The organism is Coleofasciculus sp. H7-1, assembly GCF_057473865.1.
The window spans coordinates 217,799-235,944 of record NZ_JBYCCT010000014.1 but is presented as its reverse complement, the minus strand read 5'-3'; the positions used below and the strand labels follow the sequence as shown (position 1 = coordinate 235,944).

Sequence of the window (18,146 nt, the reverse complement as noted above, 5' to 3'; positions counted from 1 at the left end):
ATCGAAAAACGTTGTGTTACTCGAAGTCAGAAGAAATGCTGAAACACTCTATTAGATTGCTACTTCACTACTTGAAACACCAATCGATACCAGCATTTGCGTAATTCATACTTCATTCAGCAACGCCTTTTTTTGAACGTTCAAGATGCTTTCAAGCGATCGCTTTTTCTACAAAACTTCAATGGCACCGCTTCACAATGTCAGCAGTAGTGCTGCATAGATGCCTGCACCCAAGATAAAAGCCCAAAAGCGGCTATCGCGATCTTCAGGGAGTTCTTCCTTAAGGACGTTCAGGACGACCCCTCCGGCGAGGAAGGCAAACAAGATGGCGATCGCTGCCTCGTGAATTTCGGTTCCGCTCCCAATTACCCATCCCACGATAATCGCCACCGCTAGTATCCAGCGCCCCTTCTTGTGATAAGCATCCTTATGGTGTTCGCGTAAGCCGTTGTCATTCACCACGAAATGCAAAGCCATTGCGAAGAAAAAGAGAAAAAGACTTTGAAGACCCGGTTCCTCCCGGTGGAGCAGCAGGTAGCCGATTAGAGCATTGTAAACGGCGAATGAAGCGATGTGCAGCCAAAAAACCCCAGCTTCCGTAACATCTCCCTTTCCCGCCTTTTGGTTGCGCTGGCGCGACACTTTGGCTACTCGCTCCAGTCCATAAAACACGCTGACGCCTAGGAGTGCCACAAGGTAAACGTGGTGTTCCAGAAAGGCAAGTCCCCCGTTCAACGTCTGCTTAACCGTCTCCTGTGCTTGACTCAGTTCGGGGAGGATATGAACGAAAACGTAGGCGACAGATACGCCACTACCTATAGAAAGCCAGATACTGCGAGGGGTGGCATCGAGAAAGCGCAGCTTACCAGAATAGAGATGCACGAGAGCCAGAGCGACTGCAAGGATTGCAGACAGGAAGCGTACACCAGGATTGAATACCGAAGACTCTGCAACTGCGAACAGCATCTTAGTTGAAAATAGGGGATATTTTTCAAGCTGAATGTCTTTACTAAAAAGACACGTCATTGCTCAATAGCACATCTAAAATCATTACCTTTTTTCTTCAGCTTGATGGGATTCTGGCACTAGGGCGTCCTCCGATCAGCTGATTTTGCTTGGGATTCTTCAAGTTTTAAACAAGCCCATTCAGCCATCTGAGAAACATTAGACCTCTTGCAAAAATACTTGGCGATGTTCGTAATCGCGGCTACAAAAACGTAGGCGCGTTCATGCCGTAAGGCTTTAGCCTTCAAGGGAGGGTAGTCCGCCGGCGCGGACTCTTAAAACCCGCTCCCGTCGGGTATAGATGTGTATAGCCTCAGACTTCAGTCTGTAGGCATCCATCGACTGCGTGCAAGAGGTCTATTCATCTTTAGGCAGGCAAGCGTTTCTCTCTCTAGGTGGGGGTACAACAAGAGCCAGTGGAGGTACTGTTCTGGAGTGGGATATCACCTGCTTTTTCCAACATGAGACAGATATGCAAACTCACTCAGACACCCACTCCCCTTCTCCAACTAAACAAAAAATTGCCAACATTTTTCGTTTGGTAGGCTGGATTGCTTTCTGGGTAGAGTTAGGACTGGCTGTTGCTTCTGGCATCGCTTTGTTATTTGCTATCTCTGGTCGTAACTTTGCGAATGAAGCAAATCCCGCACTGGGAGTCGGTATATTTTGGGCGATTTGTGGACTTTTAGCGCTGTTATTCGGTGTCTTTTTAGCTTTCCGTTACACTCGCATCGGCAAACAGTTAGCAAATCCTAATTCGACGGTGCATCCATCCAAAGCTGATACCGTTCAAGTTCTGCGACTGGCTTTAATTACGGGTTTGGTAGGGATATTGTTATGTCTGTTGGGTGCTGGAGCAAGTGTGGGAGTGCTGCTAGCAAAATCTGTATCCCAACCTCCAGGTGTAGCAATCACCGACCCCTATAGGATTATTCGAGCGCTTGATGTTTTTGTAGTGTTAGCAAATTTTAATGGCATTGCCGGTCACTTTGTAGATGTTGTTACTGCTCTAGGGCTGCTCAAGTGGGTGCATAATCAGTGAGAATTTTCCCCAACCTTTTAGAAACAAAAAAAGGGGGACTATAATCCGAATTTATTGATGAAATATGGGCAACAGTAAAGGTAAAGGTCAGTAGTCCTTAGTCCTTGTTTATGGCTAATGACTAATGACTAACGGCTCACAACTCATTAAAAATTTTTAACGGCTGCGCCTTGGCGATACTTGTTGATCTTCGGTAGTTGGTTTTGGATGAACTCGCTCTTGTAGCGCCCACACACTAACCAGCGCCGCAATTAAAGCTCCAATTATGTCCATAATTAGATCCACGATGGTGTCATCAAGGTCATTAATTACTTGGATCAGCCACTCAAATATTTCCCAAATCGCACCGATGGCGATTCCGAAACTAGCGATCGCTAAAATATACAGCAGTCGGTGGTAGCGGAACGGGGTCAGCATTGAGTCATACATGAGAAAACTCAGCGCCAGCGTTACGGAAAAGGTTGTAAAGGCATGAACAATCTCGTCGTATGGTTTTAGTAGGTAAAATAAACCCCAAACCCAACCACCCGCATTCAGCAACGCTGCTACGACAAATAAAAAATCAAACAACGTTGGCAGTTGATTCTCCAGGGTTACAAACATAAATGAAGCAGCCAGGAAGCAGGCGAGTGTAAATGAACCCACCCAGTTACGGTGATACAATTCAACTGCGATCGCGATCGCCAGTAAAAACTGTCCAACCCAAGCGGCTATTCGATATCCTCGCCAATTGGTACTCAGCATCGCTTTTTCCTCATAAATGGGTCATGGGTAAAGAGAGTTTTGAGTTTTGAGGCGAGAAGAGAGTTCTTTAATTCAAGACTTAAAACTTTTCCCCAATTAGTCATTACTAACAAACTATAAACGAAGCAATTAATTTAATTTGATATCATGCTTCAGGTTTCTGGTGAAAAAGGGACTGAATCTCAGCCCGCAATGCAACGATTTCTTCATGCAACGCGGCGATAGATTTAGCACCTGCTACTTCTGCTTGTTCGTCTTCCGCATCGCGTCCGACAAAGAAGGTGGCGAGGGTTGCAGTCACATAACCGAAGACAGCAAAAGCATACAACGATAGGATCAAGCAGAGTACCCGACCTTCTGGAGTCTGAGGCCAGTATTCCGATCCCATCGTTGTCATAATCATTGCCGTCCACCACAGTGCAGCACCGTAATCATTCAGTCCGCGCCCATCAGGGGTGTTGTTTTCAAAAGCATACATCCCTGCGGCTCCCACCAGCGTCACCACCAGCGTCAGTGCGATGATGTAGCCAAAACCACGACGACTCATGCTGGCTCGGAGCGATCGCATGCCGCGATTCAAAGAACTGATGACACGCACCAGTCGCAGTCCCCGACTAGCTCTAAGTAAGCGAAGTACGCGAGTAATTCGGAAGACGCGCAACGCTGGCAACAGCAAGGAGAGGGCTGTGAGCCAGTTTTGCTTGAGATAGACAAATTTGTGAGGAGCCAGAACTAATCGTAAGGCGAAGTCTAGGATAAAGACGATCCAGATGACGTTGCTGAGGATTTCCAGCAGGGGATTTAAGCCCCAGATCAGTTCGACTACCAACAACGCCAGCCACCCAAAGCCGAGTAATAGCATGGGTGTTTCTAACCAGTCTTCCAACTGTTGCAGAACCTCGCCTTGTTCTTTTTTGAGTTCCCTTTTTTCAGATGTACTCAGGTTGTTCATAAAATTTTTAATGATTCGCACGGCTGCTTTGAACGCGCTTGCCGTAAAGCTGAGCCAAGGGTACAGCGGTCAGACCGTGGGCAAATATTGAGGCGCAAATTATCAAACTACCTACGACCCAGGCATCCTCCACGCCCGTTCTACGGAGAGAGAGGAAGGCATAAAAGATTGCGGCAACGCCAATCGGTCCAAACCATCCCATGAATAGGGCATCCTGCATCCCTCGCACCTGAGGCAGGAAACGACGCAGCAATAGTAGCGCCGGGAGTCGGCGCACTAGTAACACAGAGATCGCTAGAAACAACCCCTTCCACCCTAGATCCAGCCATTTTTCCCACGGCAGTGCTAAGCCCAGCAGTAGGAAAATATACAAGGTAAAGAAGCGGTCTACTGCCTCTTGTACCCCTTCTTCCTCAGCTCTATCACTACCGCCGACAATCATGCTAAGAACGGTTCCCGCCGCAAAAACCGCAAGAATCCCATCGCTGCCAATCAACTTGACAAACCCCAGTACAGCCAGTGAGAGGGCGACGGTATAGGCTAAAAAAGATTGCTTTTCGATGGTTTGGTTGGCTTCAGCCCAAAGCAAAAGCCGACCGGCTGCGTAACCGATCGTCGCTCCGATAGGTACAGCCGCCGCCACTTCCCACAACAAAGTCTTCGTTAGCCAGTGGAAAACGGCTTCTCCTGGCGGTTTGGTCAGGATGAGAATCGGCAAGAGTACGAAGGCGTAGGCTAATCCATCATTGGCGGCAGACTCGGCAGAGATGATATTTCGGAGACGTTCGGGTAGGCTTGGCTCTGCAACCCTACCTGTAACGATAGAGGTAGAGACGACCGGGTCGGTGGGAGTAATTACAGCCCCGATCAGCATGGCTTGCCAGAAAGGGAGACCTAGAATCAGGTAAACTAGCAGACCGCTGCTCAGCCACATCAGCAGCATTACCGGCCCTAGCAGGACAGCTAAAGAGCGCCAGTTTCTCAGCGGGTAAGCTTTTGGGAGTTGCAGAGCCACCCCCATGAGTTGGATAGCGATCGTGAGGCGCGAACCTTCCTCTAAGATCGTCTCTGGTTTACCCCACTCAGCCAAATCGAGTAGACCAAACGCAGATGACCCCAGCAGCACCCCGACCAGCAGAGCTACGATGGGATCTGAGATAAAAAGACGCTTTTTAAGAAAGCCAGAGAGCAACCCCAGCACGAGAACCAGCCCGCCCAAGGCTACCAGGGCTATATTTATATCACTGGAAGTTGAGTGATTCATGACTTGAATCCCAGCTGCTTGAGCAGATGCAACGTCTCAGCAGAGATTAATAGAAAAGCATTGAAATATTCCTCTAGCTAGAGAACGAACTCCTATCCTGTGCGCGATGGTTACAACGGACGCAGACTTATGTAGCCGCAATGCGCCAATTGCTTGTACAGGTTCCCCGTGGGTGTGGGAAAACTGTCCTTGACATCGCCCAAGCTTGTGACGGAACGAATCTTTCCCGGTTTGAATCGACGGGGACTGATGAACGGTTAGACGTGGTAATTGTTCACGTCTCGAATGGGAAAGTGGAGGAACTACTCGAAAAGTTGCAAGCGGTGCCAAAATTGCACGTCACGCTGCTTCCGCGTGGAGTAATCGCCTTGCAGCCACCGCCCTTTAAAGCACCGCAGCAGGTGAAGGATGTGCAGGCACGCAGTCCGATTGAAATTTTCCTCTCCGGTCTACAGAGTGTTGGATCGTGGAAAGGTTTTCTGGGATATGCGGCAGCGGCGGGTGTGGTGGTCTGGATCGGCTTGTTCACCAATACTAGCTATCTTCTCGTCGCTGCCATGCTAATTGCGCCGTTTGCGGGGCCAGCGATGAATACAGCGATCGCTACAGCACGCGGCGATGGACAACTGCTGGGTCAGAGTCTTTTACGATATTTTTCAGCCCTTACCGTAACCATCTTAGTTACTGGGGCACTCAGCTTGATTCTGCGACAGGAAGTGGTGACATCTTCCATGAGCGCAACCAGTACCGTTTCGGCAGTAGCAGTGCTGCTGCCACTGGTTGCGGGTGCAGCAGGCGCTCTGAATCTTGTCCAATCTGAAAGAAGTAGCCTCGTGTCGGGGGCAGCGGTTGGAATGCTGGTTGCGGCTTCGCTGGCACCGCCTGCCGGAATGGTGGGGATGGCAAGCGCAATGGGTCGATGGGATATGGCTGTAAACGGCGTCTTTGTACTGTTGCTGCAACTGGTTGGGATTAATCTATCAGCCTCCCTGATGTTCCGCGCCTATGGTCTGTCTGCTCAAGGTGCCCGCTATAACCGTGGCAAGCGCTGGATATTTCCGTCTGCTTTTGCAGCCACCGCCGTAGCCCTCTTGGGCTTGCTGACTTGGCAATTTTCCTCCTCCCCGGAGCTTCAGCGCGGTAGCCGCGAACAGCGTGCCGTTGCCCAAATCGAGAAGGTGGTGAATGATAGCGGTTTGGCAAAACTGGTGGAGGCAAATGTTCGATTCACCCCCACGAACATCAAAGGTCAGAACACACTGTTGGGTAACGTTTATGTTCAGCGTCAGGCGGGTGTTACTGAGTCTTCCGAAGAGATTCGCTCTCGCATCACCCGCACTATCCAAAGGCAATTACTTGACAAAGGGTTTAATGTCACACCTTTAATTGATGTCAGCGTTCTGGAAGCGCCTCAATCGGAAAGTTAAATATTTTCAATAAATATTTTCAAGCAAATATAGCAGTCCTCAATGATTCTAGAGAAGTCGGCGATCTGAAGGGCTGGTTCACAACTCCAAGCGGATTGCTATCTAAGGAGCGTCATTTAAAACTCCTCTAGAACTTTCACTGCTGCCAAATATCGCTCCTCGATATCCTGTCGGTCTAATTCCTCCGATACCTCTTGTTGGCTGCTGCGCTCGATCATCTGGGCATGACGCAGCAGCGCCGCCCGATTTTTCTGGTTGCGGGTGTGGGTGGCGATGAGTGCGATCGCTTCGAGCAATCGAATCCTCACGGCTACATCCGATTTGCTGTACTGTCGAATCTGGTTAAAGGCAGCGTCAACTAACTCTGCAAATGTCACCGGATTCGCGATTATCGCTCGCAGATTGTTATCGTCGTCGTAGCGGTAGGGGGAAGGAAACTCTCTTTCCGCCAGACGGCAAAGTGCAGCACTCATCTGGTTAATACACTGGATGGCTGTGAACGGATCGTTGATGCCAGGAGAAATGGCACGAGCAGCAATTTCAACTAACTGATTGATAGGGAATTCTACATCCTGTTGTTCGGTGCGTTGCTCGCCAAAAATAAATGCTTGGTTGAGGTGCTGGGTGAGTTTTTTATTCACCCGTTCCCCAGGCCAAATCATTAGCAGTTCGCTTCCTTCCACAATAAACTTGCCGGGGCGATATTTCAGACGCAGGAGGAGGTCTTTTGAGGTGGCGATCTTCATCAACCGCTCCTCATCAATTGCTTGAATATAACCGCTGGTTGTCGCCAATATGGGAGTCGCTTCCTTATCGAACCCGGCGGGGATTTCCGCCACCGACCGCTGCTTTGGTGCTGATTTACCCTGCCCGATCTTCTGCGGAAACAAGCGATCGATGGCATTGTCCAACTCTCTGCCAACATCTCTGATGATATGCGATGCCTGCATCGAAGTTGAGACGTGATGGATAAAGTAAATCAGGACGCCGATGCTGGCGAGTGCTAGCACCATGCCGATCGTGACGGAGATTTGCGGCACGAACACGTCGTAATCATCTCCCCGCACGGTTCGCAGTACCAGCAAGCAGTAGATGAATGTACCGATGAACGTGCCTATGACGACTTGATTGCCCGTATCCTGCATGAAGTTACGCATCAGTCGCGGGCCGAATTGTGAGGAAGCGAGGGTGAGGGCAACAATCGTAATCGAGAAGGCGGTACCAGCAACGGTAATCATCGAACCAGCAACGGCTGAAAGCAGCGATCGCGCCCCATCTGGCCCCCCTGTATAGATCCAGCCCAAGGACTCTAGCGGACCAGATTTGCCGGCTCGATCAAGGCTTAGCATTCCGAATGCTAGCGCGATCGCAATCACCGCCATCAGCGTTGGTACGAACCAGTAGCTAGAGTGGAGCGAGTCCCAAAGTTTGCCCAGCTTGATGTTTTTCATCCATCAATTATCGTTGGCAGTTTGAGAGCGATCGGGGTTCTCGTCTCTATGGCTGCTATTTCCATCTCTTTGGGCACGCATTTCCGCCAGCTTCCGGAGGGAACCGCCGATGCTACGCGGTTTAGGCACTTCTTTATTACCCGCAGGCCATCCTTCACGCTGACGTGAGCGATCGCCGTCTGTTTCTTCGGTTTGGTCGTGGAACAGGATTTGCTGCGTCGGAAAAGGCATATCGATGCCATTGGCAGTGAGTTTGTTCTTAATGGCAGCGAGAACTCGATCCTGCTTATCAAGAACATCTGCACGTCGCGGCGGCTGTACCCACCAACGGGCGCGGATGTTCACGGTACTGTCAGCCAGCTCTACCACAAGAGCGTCGGGAGCTGGATCTTCCAAAACATCATCGACGCTAGCTATCGCTTCCAGAATCAGTTGTTTCGCCCGGTCAATGTCATCGCTGTAACCAATACCCACGTCGTACTGAAGACGGCGATTCTCGAAGGCAGTGTTTACAGTTACCGAGTTTGTAAATAGCTCAGCATTCGGAATTACGATGCGACGACCATCATAGGTTCTAATCGTCGTGGCTCGCGTCTGGATGTTTTCAACCGTCCCCTCAAAATCCTTGAATACGATCTGGTCATCGATCTGGAACGGTTCAGTCAATAGAATTAAGATGCCAGCCAGAAAATTCTGGAGAATATCACGGAAGGCGAAACCAATTGCTACCCCACTGATACCTAGCAGTTGAACTAAATCTCCAGCTTGGAATGTCGGGATGACGATGGATAATGATACAAATAAACCGACTAAAATAACAATCCCCTGCGACAAACGACCTAGCACCAGCCCCAGATTACGAGCCTGCCGATGCCTTCTGGTAAGCCGTCTGACTGTCGCCTTAATCGTTCTTGCTGCGAAAAAGAATATCGCAAAGACGATTACTGCTAACACAATATTTGGCAGCATGACCACCAGGCCATTGATCATTGCCTGAATTTTTTCCCACGCTGTTGATACCGATGTTTCGGGATTCATTACTCTTCGCCGCCTAAAAACCTTTGTTTATACTAATATAAACTCAATTATTTCGGCTCTACCTAAGGTTAGTATCTACAGAATGAAAAGCTGATAATAAATAAATAGAGCAGTAGGTCAGCACAAATAAACTTACCGAATAGGACTGTTTATCATTCATTGTTCATGGTTGTAGGAAAAATTGAGGATTGTCTAATACCCTGAACGAAGAACGCCCTTCGTGAGTTACGTTTATTTTCACCTAGTTACTTCTTTACAAGCGATTTACGAGGGATGTTGATTTCGGGCAAATTCTTTCAGTTCTCAACAATCATCTACCTAAGGGCAGATTGAAGAGGCATAAAAGTTCTGTAAAGGTGGGCACCAGAAGTGTTGAAAGATAGGTAAAGTCAGAAAAAAAGGGGACAGAATGTAGTATTCTCTCCCCAAGAAGCGTAAAAATAATGTTCAATGGTATCGTCATTTCCCAAGATTGTCAAATCGATACTGAAGCAACTTTCAGCCCATGATTACCCGGTATTAAACTCAAGGTTATTATGCTGAAATCTCGCTAACCTTTGTGTTAGACAAGAGCTTGACAAGCATAAGGGACTTGTTTTATCGGCTAAATCGTGGGGGAATAGAGATTGATATATCGACATTTTCTCTCATCGTGTAAATCGAGAGAAGACCAGCATTTCGGTCGAATCTATAAAGAATTGATGGAGAAACTAAAGAGACAGAATACGGCGACAGCGCCGATGCTTTCTTCCGATAGATTGAACAGTAATAACACTAACAAGCAAGCTGTTTTAACAGCAAGGATATCAGCAAGTTAAGTTAATAAATGGACTGAACTTAACCCAGGGAAATACCAGTGAATGTCTGATAAAATTCGGACAGACCCATGATGCAAAATTGTCCGAATCGGTGATGAATATGATTCCTGAAAACGGGATTGGCATTATGGATAGAGGCAACGCTTGCTGGGATTTGATTGAGGAAATGAGTCAAACTAAGACTTTATTTGTGATCGGAATAAAAACAATATGAAAACCGAATTTTACCATCAAAGATATCGAGTGGTTTGGTTCTGTGACTTAGAAAGCCAAACCGAATATCGCTTGGCAACAAACTTAGTAGAAATGACGAATGAAGAGGTCGGAAAAATCTATCATTAACGCTTGTAAATTGAATTGCTGTGGAAGTTTTTAAAGATGCATTTAAAACTGGATAAGCTCATCACCAAAAGCATCAATGGTGTTCGGCTACAAATTTATATGGAAATCATTGCTTATTTGCTTTTAGAGTTGATGGAAATTCCGACATTCTATGGACATAGATTGCTCGATAAGTTCCGTTATTTGCAATTAGAATTAAGTCGTCGTTGCTCCTTTGTGCAGTGGAGCTTTGATCTACTTCCAGAGACTCTTGTCTGATTTTATGTGAAATTTTATGTCTAAATTCAACACTTCTGGGGCAATGCCTATTAGGATACTGTTAACAAATTCCTATAGAGGCGGGTTTTAGCGCGATCGCACAAGCGAAGCCGATAAACATTTAACAACCGCCCCCACCCAGTATGCCCCCGCGTCAGTTATTGGGCATCTGCGACCGGTACGCGCCAAATTTTGATAGTATTGTCACCGCTGCCAGTTGCAATCGTCTGTCCATCAGGACTAATAGCAATAAACTTAACCCAACTAGAATGTCCGATAAGGGTGCGAATTTCTTCACCCGTAGAAAGATTCCAAATTTTAATCGTTTTGTCCGCACTGCCACTGACTAAAGTTTGTCCATCGGGGCTAATGGCAACCGAATTCACATAATTAGAATGCCCGGTAAGCGTGCGAATTTCTTTACCCGTAGAAATCTCCCAAATTTTGATAGTTTTGTCCGCACTACCACTTGCTAAAATTTGCCCATCCGGGCTAATCGCAACGGAATTAACAGGTTGGGAATGACCCTGAAGCGTGCGAATTTCTTTGCCAGTCGAAATATCCCAAATTTTAATCGTTTTATCGGCACTGCCGCTGACTAAAATCTGTCCGTCTGGGCTAATGGCAATGGCATTCACTGGTTGGGAATGACCTTTGAGGGTGCGAATTTCTTTACCCGTAGAAATCCCCCAAATTTTAATCGTTTTATCGGCACTGCCACTGGCTAAAGTTTGCCAATCAAGGCTAATCGCAACGGAATTAATTGGGCTGGAATGTCCCTCTAATCTACGGATTTCTTTGCCGGTAGAGATATTCCAAATTTTAATCGTTTTATCGGCACTGCCACTTATTAATGTATTTCCATCTGGGCTAATCGCTAGGGAATTAACGTAGCTGTCATGCCCTTTTATGAGGCGAATTTCTTTTCCTGTAGACTTGTTCCAAATTCTAATTGTTTTATCGGCACTGCTACTAGCTAAAATTTGTCCATCCGGGCTAATAGTAAGAGAATTTACCTGACTTTCATGCCCATAAAAAGTTTTAACTATAGAAATATTTTCATAAGCGATAACTTTGGGCGCGTCTTGGTAAGATAGTTGCCAAATTCCATATCCCCCTAATCCCACCAAGCAAGCAACGGCTCCCCCCACCAACCATTTATTTTTATTAGTCTTACCAGCAATTATCGTTGGGGCTAATAAACGCTTCCGAGGTGGAAATATAGCAATAATCGCACCGATACCGATAAGACTAAAGTTGGCAGAAGGTTTAGGCTGAGATAAATGCTGCGAAATTTTAGCGAGTTCATCTAAAATTTCCTGAGTATTTTTGTGCCGCGCTCCTGCGGTAGGAGCCATCAGTTTATCGATGAAATCTGCCAGCAAGGGTGAAATACCCGGTGCATGATTGCGCCAATGAAATTTATCCGTTAAAGGTTCATAAATTGTGCTATCTGTCGCTTGTTTGCCAGTCAGTAAATAAACAAAACTACGCCCTAATGCATAGAAATCTGACTGGGGTACGGCATGACCTTTTTCTTGCTCTGGAGGCGTATAGCCAGCGGAACTAATCCTTGTGACACTGCCTGCGCCACCGACTTCGGCAAGGTAAGTATAGGTCATCTCTCTGGCGGTGCCAAAGTCAATTAATACCAGATGCCCTGTGGAGCGCATCATGATATTTGCTGGTTTAATGTCTCGATGGAAATAGTTTTTTTGGTGTACAAGATGTAAAATCTCAGCTAGCTGTTTTAACCAGTCAAGAGCTAGCTGCTGATCGAGTGGGCGATCGCCTTGTTGTTGCATCCACTCCTTTAAGTTGGGGCCATCAATTTTCTCCATGATGATGCCATACACCGGCTCAAGGCTATTTCTGGGATAAAACTGGAAGTATCCATCTGGCTCAACTTTGGGGATGCCAGGATGATTCAGCTGGCTTAATACAATGGCTTCTTGCTGAAATAGCTCGACGACTCTGGCATTCGTGGCGCGATCTTTTTTGAGGATCTTCAGGATTTTGGGGGTGGCTCCCTCGTAGGCTTCATAAATATTGCCGAAGCCGCTGTTGTCACTCAGTAGGCGCATTACCTGATAGCGCCCTTGTACCAACAACTCTGAGCCACAATTGCGGCAAATACGGTTGTTGGCGTTGGCTGGATCGTTAGGCTTGGGGCAGTTGGGGTTGATGCAGTAGCTCATAGATAGCTACAAAATTGTCATATCCCTAATATATGTTGGGAATTTTCAATCATCCACCCATTGCTCCCGGATGCAAGTGCGATAGTTGTTATGTAGTAAGGCTTTTAGCTGGCAACAAAAAAAAGACGGGCTGGGTAATGCCCATCCTACAACATTAAGTTTTAAATTATACCGTTTTTCGTTTGATGTGCTAGACAAAGAGGGAAGCACCCCACTTGGGAAAATATATCTGGTAAATAGAACTCAATGGCAATAGAAAGGAAGTCCGCTCTCGTCGGTCTCAAGGTATTTAAAAACTGCGAAGATACTATAGCAGTCCTAAATGATTCGCAAACCCCTGTAGAGACGCGATTAATCGCGTCTCTACTAAAGCAAATACTCGTGCACAACTTAAATAGGATTGCTATATATTGAATGTCAAAAAGTGGTAAATATATTTTCTCGCTCGTTGGGGTTCAAAGATTTTCCCGACTTTCAGACTTTATAGGCAAAATACAAAAGTTTGTGCATTACCTTGTTTGAGGCGAGCGATCGCAAAACGCTGTGATAACTAGATAGGAAAAGTCAGGCTGACATTTTAAAAAATATTTAATCGAAGCTTAACCATTCGGGTAAGACCCTAAGAATTCTAGTCAGATTGAGTTAACAGCAGCGCAATCTCTATCAGAATAGGGAGGCAATTTGCTAATTTCTTCGATGTCGTTGAGCTAGATAAAGAGGTATTCAATGGACTGGTATGACAGTAACGACTTCTACACCGCCGTTTTCCCTGTCCATCCCTGAGATTTCAGTTGAGCGAGTTCGTGAAACCCAAGGTGCAGAACTGGAGGCGATCGCTCGTTATCAACGCGCTACCAACTATCTCGCCGCCGCCCAAATTTATCTCAAAGACAACGTTCTGCTGCGGGAACCCCTAAAACCAGAACACATCAAAGACCGCCTACTCGGTCACTGGGGAACCTGCCCCGGCATTAACTTAATTTACGCCCACCTCAACCGCTTGATTCGGCGCTACGACGCGAATATGTTCCTGGTGACGGGACCGGGACACGGGGCACCCGCAAATTTAGCAAATTTGTACCTGGAAGGCTCCCTGAACGAATTTTACCCGCAACTGACCCTAAACCAGGCGGGGCTGTATGACTTTATCAAACGGTTTTCCTGGCCCGGAGGGTTTCCTTCTCACCTATATCCCGGCACTCCGGGTACCATCCACGAAGGCGGCGAACTGGGATATGCCCTCGCTACGTCCTTTGGTGCGGTCATGGATAACCCGGATCTGGTGGTCGCTTGCATCGTGGGCGATGGGGAAGCCGAAACCGGCCCCACGGCGACAGCATGGCACAGCTATAAGTATCTCGACCCCGCCGAATCAGGGGCAGTGCTGCCAATTCTGCACTTGAACGGCTACAAAATTTCCAGTCCCACAATTTACGGGTCGATGAGCGATGAAGAGTTGCTGCATCTATTCACAGGCTACGGCTATCAAGTACGGATTGTACAAGATGGCGACTTAGACGCGGATATGTATGGCTCAATGGATTGGGCTTATCAAGAGATTTGTCGGATTCAACAAGCAGCACGATCGGGCGATCGCATTTCTAAACCGAAATGGCCTTTGCTGATTTTGCGATCGCTCAAAGGGATGGGTGGAATTAAAGAAATGGATGGAGAACCGATTGAGGGTTCCTACCGTTCTCACCAAGTTCCCGCCAGAGAAGTCAAGACCAAGCAATACCAACTAGAACTGTTGGAAAACTGGCTACGTTCCTATCGCGTACAAGAGCTATTCGACGAGCAAGGGCGTCCAGTGCCAGAGATACTAGAACAGTGTCCCAAAGGCAAACGTCGCATGGGTTACAATCCTCACACCTTGGGGGGTCGCATCCGTAAAGAACTGGATTTACCCAGTATTTTTGACTACCAAGTGCCCGTAGAGCGGACAGAAACAGAAGGGTACTGCCGACGCGGAGAAAGTCTTGTCAGCAACACAGAGGAAGTCGGCAAGTACCTGCGGGGCGTCATGGAGCGGAATCCGAAATTATTCCGCATCTTCAGTCCCGATGAGCTGGAATCGAACAAACTGAACAAAGTATTCGATGTCACCCAGCGCAACTATCAATGGCCCACAAACCCGCACGACACCAATATTGGAGCTAACGGCGGACGAGTGCTGGAAATCTTGAGCGAACACACTTGTCAAGCTTGGTTACAAGGGTATTTGCTCACGGGTCGTCACGGTCTTTTCCCCTCTTACGAAGCATTTTTGGGCATCATCACGACGATGATGGATCAGTTCGCCAAGTTCGTGAAGTTTTCGGAAGACTTTCCTTGGCGGACGCCAGTATCTTCCCTGAATTATCTAGAAAGTTCCACCCTTTGGCGACAAGAACACAACGGTTTCTCCCACCAAAACCCCGGTTTTATCAACAGCGTACTCGACCAACAAGCTGAAAACGCACGGGTGTATTTACCTCCCGATGCCAACTGCTTGATTAGCACGATTGACCACTGCTTGCAAAGTACGGGTTATGTAAACTTGGTGGTTGCCAACAAGAATCCGATGCCCCAGTGGTTAACAATGGAAGAAGCGATCGCCCATTGTCGTGCGGGTGCTTCTGTTTGGTCTTGGGCAAGCATTGACGAGGGAATCAACCCGGATATCGTGCTAGTTGGAATTGGCGATAGCCCCACGATTGAAGTCATGGCAGCCGCTCAAATCCTCCGAACCGAGATGCCCCAACTACGGGTGCGAGTGGTGAACGTCACCGATTTGCTGGTACTAGAGGAAAAATCTGCTCATCCGCACGGTTTAGATGCCGAGATGTTTGACGCTTTATTCACCCCAGATAAACCCGTGATTATCAATTTTCACGGTTATTCCTCCGCAGTGAAGCAGTTACTTTTTGGGCGTCGCAACCTAAAGCGATTCCACATCAACGGCTATCGAGAAGAAGGCACGACGACGACACCCTTTGATATGCAAGTCCGCAACCAAACCAGTCGATATCACTTGATTATGCAAGCAATTCGTCTGGCAGCTGCGGGCAATCCCTATGTGGCAGCACGAGCCGTTCGTAGCCTCTCCCACTACGAATACATTTTGCAAGATTACAAGCGCTTTATTGAGGAGAACGGCACCGATCCAGAGGAAATCAGCAATTGGCAATGGTGCTAATTAAAATAGGGGCACGGCAGTCCCGTGTCCCTCTCTCTTCCCCTCTCTTCCCCTCTCTTCCCCTCTCTTCCTCTCTCTTCCTCTCTTTCCTTGGCGATCTTGGCGTCTTGGCGGTTCGTTAAAAATGTAGAGACGCTGTCCGGAAAGCATCTCCAAAAATTAAATAGGACAGTTATATTAGCAATCAATAGCCATTATGAAAATTTTAGTATTCAATGCCGGATCGAGCAGCCAAAAAAGTTGCCTATATGAGTTAAATGAATTGGCAGATTTGCCACAAGAACCCCTTTGGGAAGCCAAAGTGGATTGGACTCGACATCAAGGATTTGCAGAAATTAAAGTAAAAAGTAACGGCACGATTCTGGAAGAAGAAATACAGACAAATTCCCGACCCGAAATCATTGCACATCTACTAAATATTCTTACAGCAGGCAAAAGTCAAGTCATTGCCCAACTTTCAGAGATTGAAATCGTAGGACACCGGGTTGTTCACGGTGGAGAAGAGTACCGCGAGGCAACAGTAATTACACCAGAAGTCAAAGAAGCGATCGCGCGTCTAGCTAATTTTGCCCCACTCCATAACCCAGCCAACTTAGAGGGAATCGAAGCGATTGAAAAAGTGTTGCCAGATGTCCCTCAAGTGGCAGTCTTCGATACCGCATTTCACAGCCAAATACCTTTAGAAGCTGCTATTTACCCCATCCCCTACGAGTGGTTTGAGCGAGGAATTCGCCGCTATGGGTTTCACGGCATCAATCACCAATACTGCGCCCAACGTACAGGTCAAATTTTGGGGAAAGACTGGAAATCTTTGCGCCTGATTACCTGTCATTTGGGAAATGGCTGTTCTCTAGCGGCAATTCGAGAAGGGAAGAGTGTAGACACCACAATGGGGTTTACTCCCCTAGAAGGATTGATGATGGGAACTCGTTCTGGTTCTGTCGATCCAGGGATTTTAATATACTGGCTGCGACAAGAAGGTTACGATGCCGACAAGTTAGATGAAATGCTCAATCGTGCTTCTGGGTTGAAGGGGATTTCTGGTTTATCGGGAGATATGCGCCATATTCAGAGTGCCGTTGCAGAAGGCAACCAACGCGCTCAATTGGCGTTAGATGTCTATATCCATTCGCTTTGCAGGCACATCGGGGCGATGCTGGCTTCACTTGGCGGATTGGATGCCTTGGTGTTTACCGGCGGCGTCGGAGAAAATCAGCCATTGGTAAGAGGTGCAGCTTGTAAAGCCTTGGAGTTTTTGGGTTTAAAACTCGACTCGAAAAAAAATGAGCGATCGCCGATAGATGAAGACATTGCCAGCGACGATTCAGCCGTGCGCGTCTTAATTGTACAGGCGCAAGAAGATTGGGCGATCGCCTCCAGCATCGCTTCGCTTACCGCAACTGAGTGCTGGAAATTGACAAAAACGACCCTTTAAATGCGCTACTAGAGAGATTAAGCTGCGAGATCGGGCAATTTAAATTGATAAAAATAGCTTATATAACGGTTCTCATTTGTATGCAATACACTCTCTCCCTCTCCCCGATTCCGGGAAGGAAGTTAGGTCTGTACTGAACCTTGCTGAACCTGTGCGAGTGTGGAGTCGCCTGCCTATGCTTAAAGAGGGTGCCGATTTTGTCACTCAGGGCGATCGCACTGCTGGGATAATCGAATTGATTGACCAGCGGGTGGCTTCGGATTTGTCCGAACTTCAACCCTAGCTGCAATGACACAACATCCTGCTAGATAGCTGAGAAAATGTCAACGTTTGTCTACCTGTCGTAGTCGATGAAGTCATTTCGCCTACCTTCCAGTTGCGGGGGCAGAAACTCAGAACGCCGTCTATGGGATAGGGTTGGCGGGGGAGTTTGGATAGGGTGAACCACTTGCACTGTCCGAGGAGGACGCTGCTGTTGCGATAGCAAAGCAAACGCTGCTGCCAGCACAACCCCACTAATGACAGTGAGAACCATGCCTCCCACAGCCCAGAGTATGCCTGTCAGCACTGGATTTAGGGGCTGTTGCTGTTGAACTGGAGCCAACGCTGGCGTTGGATTAACCGGCGGAGGATAGACATTTGCTTTTGCCTGCGTGGTCAGAGCCTCTATCACCATCTGCTGATTCCGCAGTTGGGCTTTCACCTGCTCGGTTTCACTTTGTTGCTGTTCCAGGCGCTCCTTCAGCCTTTGAGTTTCGCTCTGCTGCTGTACGCAATAAGGAGTCGTAGTCGTATCCGGCGAGACAGCAGTCGCCGTTGGAGGTGGAGGCGGCAGCTGCTGCATAGTGCCATAGGGCTGTCCTGACTGGGGTGGCGAGGGCAGGTAAGTCGGCAGGTTGGCTTGACCGGGATTCCCTCCAGTTCTAAGCAAGACGAAAGCTGCAATTCCGGCGAAGGCAGCCCCGGCCAGAAATGCTGTACTCTTTTCACTCAT

General features: G+C 47.8%; 12 protein-coding genes and 2 pseudogenes. 6 read left to right on the top strand and 8 right to left on the bottom strand.

What is annotated here, in order from left to right:
• A pseudogene (locus AC2VDX_RS04520) lies at positions 1 to 104 on the top strand (IS1 family transposase); the annotation flags it as partial.
• 88 nt (positions 105 to 192) lie between these two features.
• On the opposite strand, the gene AC2VDX_RS04515 reads toward AC2VDX_RS04520, so the two are convergent.
• Positions 193 to 966, bottom strand: a complete 774-nt coding sequence (locus AC2VDX_RS04515) for a hypothetical protein (protein WP_378176381.1) — start codon at positions 964 to 966, stop codon at positions 193 to 195.
• A 511-nt stretch (positions 967 to 1,477) separates the two neighbouring features.
• Between AC2VDX_RS04515 and AC2VDX_RS04510 the strand changes: the two genes are divergently transcribed.
• Entirely contained in the window at positions 1,478 to 2,047 is a 570-nt protein-coding gene (locus AC2VDX_RS04510; protein WP_378176378.1) for a DUF3611 family protein, read from the top strand.
• Positions 2,048 to 2,203: 156 nt separating this feature from the next.
• Here the strand turns inward: AC2VDX_RS04510 and AC2VDX_RS04505 are convergent, their stop codons facing one another.
• From AC2VDX_RS04505 to AC2VDX_RS04495, 3 genes are all read right to left on the bottom strand, one after another.
• Positions 2,204 to 2,791 (bottom strand): DUF2238 domain-containing protein, encoded by a 588-nt coding sequence (locus AC2VDX_RS04505; protein ID WP_378176336.1) that lies wholly within the window; start codon positions 2,789 to 2,791, stop codon positions 2,204 to 2,206.
• A 145-nt stretch (positions 2,792 to 2,936) separates the two neighbouring features.
• Entirely contained in the window at positions 2,937 to 3,743 is an 807-nt protein-coding gene (locus tag AC2VDX_RS04500; RefSeq protein ID WP_378176333.1) for an ion transporter, read from the bottom strand.
• 7 nt (positions 3,744 to 3,750) lie between these two features.
• Complete coding sequence (locus AC2VDX_RS04495; RefSeq protein ID WP_378176330.1) at positions 3,751 to 5,007, bottom strand: cation:proton antiporter domain-containing protein; 1,257 nt, start codon at positions 5,005 to 5,007, stop codon at positions 3,751 to 3,753.
• A gap of 140 nt (positions 5,008 to 5,147) precedes the next feature.
• Between AC2VDX_RS04495 and AC2VDX_RS04490 the strand changes: the two genes are divergently transcribed.
• Complete coding sequence (locus AC2VDX_RS04490) at positions 5,148 to 6,434, top strand: DUF389 domain-containing protein (protein WP_378176327.1); 1,287 nt, start codon at positions 5,148 to 5,150, stop codon at positions 6,432 to 6,434.
• Between the two features lie 116 nt (positions 6,435 to 6,550).
• Here AC2VDX_RS04490 and AC2VDX_RS04485 read toward each other — a convergent pair whose 3' ends face one another.
• Both AC2VDX_RS04485 and AC2VDX_RS04480 read right to left on the bottom strand, forming a co-directional pair.
• The gene (locus tag AC2VDX_RS04485; RefSeq protein WP_378176324.1) at positions 6,551 to 7,885 is read right to left on the bottom strand and encodes a DUF2254 domain-containing protein; all 1,335 of its coding nucleotides are present in this window, start codon (positions 7,883 to 7,885) and stop codon (positions 6,551 to 6,553) included.
• Positions 7,886 to 7,888: 3 nt separating this feature from the next.
• The gene (locus tag AC2VDX_RS04480) at positions 7,889 to 8,923 is read right to left on the bottom strand and encodes a mechanosensitive ion channel family protein (RefSeq protein WP_378176321.1); all 1,035 of its coding nucleotides are present in this window, start codon (positions 8,921 to 8,923) and stop codon (positions 7,889 to 7,891) included.
• Positions 8,924 to 9,373: 450 nt separating this feature from the next.
• On the opposite strand from AC2VDX_RS04480, the pseudogene AC2VDX_RS04475 reads away from it, so the two are divergent.
• Positions 9,374 to 10,341, top strand: a pseudogene (locus AC2VDX_RS04475) (transposase).
• Between the two features lie 158 nt (positions 10,342 to 10,499).
• On the opposite strand, the gene AC2VDX_RS04470 reads toward AC2VDX_RS04475, so the two are convergent.
• Positions 10,500 to 12,539 (bottom strand): WD40 domain-containing protein, encoded by a 2,040-nt coding sequence (locus AC2VDX_RS04470; RefSeq protein WP_378176317.1) that lies wholly within the window; start codon positions 12,537 to 12,539, stop codon positions 10,500 to 10,502.
• 736 nt (positions 12,540 to 13,275) lie between these two features.
• Here AC2VDX_RS04470 and AC2VDX_RS04465 point away from each other — a divergent pair.
• Positions 13,276 to 15,717: a phosphoketolase family protein gene (locus AC2VDX_RS04465; protein ID WP_378176314.1), complete on the top strand. Its 2,442-nt coding sequence runs from the start codon at positions 13,276 to 13,278 to the stop codon at positions 15,715 to 15,717.
• Between the two features lie 196 nt (positions 15,718 to 15,913).
• Complete coding sequence (locus AC2VDX_RS04460) at positions 15,914 to 17,152, top strand: acetate/propionate family kinase (protein ID WP_378176311.1); 1,239 nt, start codon at positions 15,914 to 15,916, stop codon at positions 17,150 to 17,152.
• A gap of 334 nt (positions 17,153 to 17,486) precedes the next feature.
• On the opposite strand, the gene AC2VDX_RS04455 is transcribed toward AC2VDX_RS04460, so the two are convergent.
• Positions 17,487 to 18,146, bottom strand: a complete 660-nt coding sequence (locus tag AC2VDX_RS04455; RefSeq protein ID WP_378176308.1) for a hypothetical protein — start codon at positions 18,144 to 18,146, stop codon at positions 17,487 to 17,489.